Here is a 1699-nt window from a genome sequence, read left to right on the forward strand (position 1 = left end):
GAAATTTTCCTTCTTTTGTGACTTGGAAATGTTGTACTTCTATGGTTTCATCCTCAAAACGTTGTCGACGTTCAATAAAGTAGTTTTTATCAATGGTAAAGTAACGATAACCAACAGGTTGTCCATCACCTCCAGGACCTCCACGAGTTGTGGTTCTATAGCTAAAAATTAGTAGTTTATCTAAAACTTTATAATCATTTGAAAACAGATATAGAAAAGAATCAGTTTCACCACTTTCCCAAGCAACATCAATAAATATTGGATTTATAATAGATGAAATAGAAGAAAATTTTGCCCCAAATATATCTATTGCATCCCATGGGAGATCTAAAAAGTTTTTAAAATGAATAGATATTTTTTTTAAAATTTCATCACGATATAATACATAAGCATCTTCTGTATTAAACGGAACATTGATAATGGGTAATAGGGACACTTCTTTTATAAATTCTTTTTCAAAATAAGGTTTTGAATAAAAGATTGGCTCACCGTTTTTTCCAAAGAGAAGTAGTATATCATCCAATAATATTGCTTGCCTATTTTGTGTTATATATTGTTTTAATAAAGTATCATCAATATCTTTATCAAATTGAAGATAAGTAATTCTCTCATCTAATTTAATATTATAATTATACTCTAGTAATTCTTGCTGTTTTTTTAAATCAAAATATGATTGTTCAATATTATTGCTTATAAAAAAATGTTTTGCAGGCATAATATTACGTTCAATCAAAAATGGCTGATTATTAAAATAAAATTTATTACCAATTAATTTTATTTTTAAATCATTCGTTGTTTCATTTACCAATGTGTCACTAATACCATAAATAATTCTCCAATTATCCGAAGCTTTTTTTTCATCAGCTGTAACTGATGATGCAATCACATATAAAAATAAAGAAAATAATGCAAAAAATAAATTACTTAGTTTCATATTTTTAACCTTTGTTAGTTATTAATGATAGCATTGATAATCCATTAACTTGTTCAGCGCTTTTAACAAAATATTTATCTTCCAAATATTTTAATTCAAAACTTCTTACATCAAAATGAATCCATGTTGCAGCTATAGCTGTATCTTCTGGTTTTTTTTCACGAATTCCCACTTCTAAAGAAATAACATTTTTAACCTGCCATCTATAATGTGCATTACAATAACTGATCATTACCTCTCTAGCATCATCACACAAATTTTCTAATGAAATTTTAGTATTGTTATAAATCATATGAATATCTAATGCTTTACCCATATGATTAGTACTTTTTCTAAAATTATGAGCATTATTATCTGACCAACAGCGATATCCAGATTTAACTAATTCAATTTTCATATTCCGTTGATCAAAATGGGATAAATAAAATTTCCAAGCTCTTAAGACCCAAAATAAAGTTCTATGTAACCCTGGATATTCATATTTCCTATACATTTCAATAGTATTTGCATCTTGTTTTTGTTTTTCAAATTTACCATTACCAAAACCTCCACATACTTTATCGCCCTCAACTAATTTCAATGTCGAACACTTACATTTAGCTTGAGTAAAATATGTTTCTATTGGATATTCATCTTGAAATTCATCAATCGCTTTTATCACATTCATATCCACAACGCCCGTTTCCTCGACTTGCATATAATCACGTTGAAACTGTTTGATCATATTTTCGGTTCTTTCGGTAAATTCATCTGTTGGCACATTGC

2 protein-coding genes are annotated in these 1699 nt (G+C 27.8%); both read right to left on the reverse strand.

What is annotated here, in order from left to right; translation table 11 throughout:
• A partial coding sequence (locus GQ589_RS11675) for a hypothetical protein (RefSeq protein WP_160426408.1) occupies positions 1-934 on the reverse strand: 934 nt, incomplete at its 3' end.
• A gap of 4 nt (positions 935-938) precedes the next feature.
• The coding region (locus GQ589_RS11680) for a peptidoglycan-binding domain-containing protein (protein WP_237399237.1) at positions 939-1699 on the reverse strand (761 nt) is incomplete at its 5' end.

Origin of the sequence: Gilliamella sp. Pas-s27 (genome assembly GCF_009795865.1) — a bacterium.
Lineage (GTDB): Bacteria > Pseudomonadota > Gammaproteobacteria > Enterobacterales > Orbaceae > Gilliamella.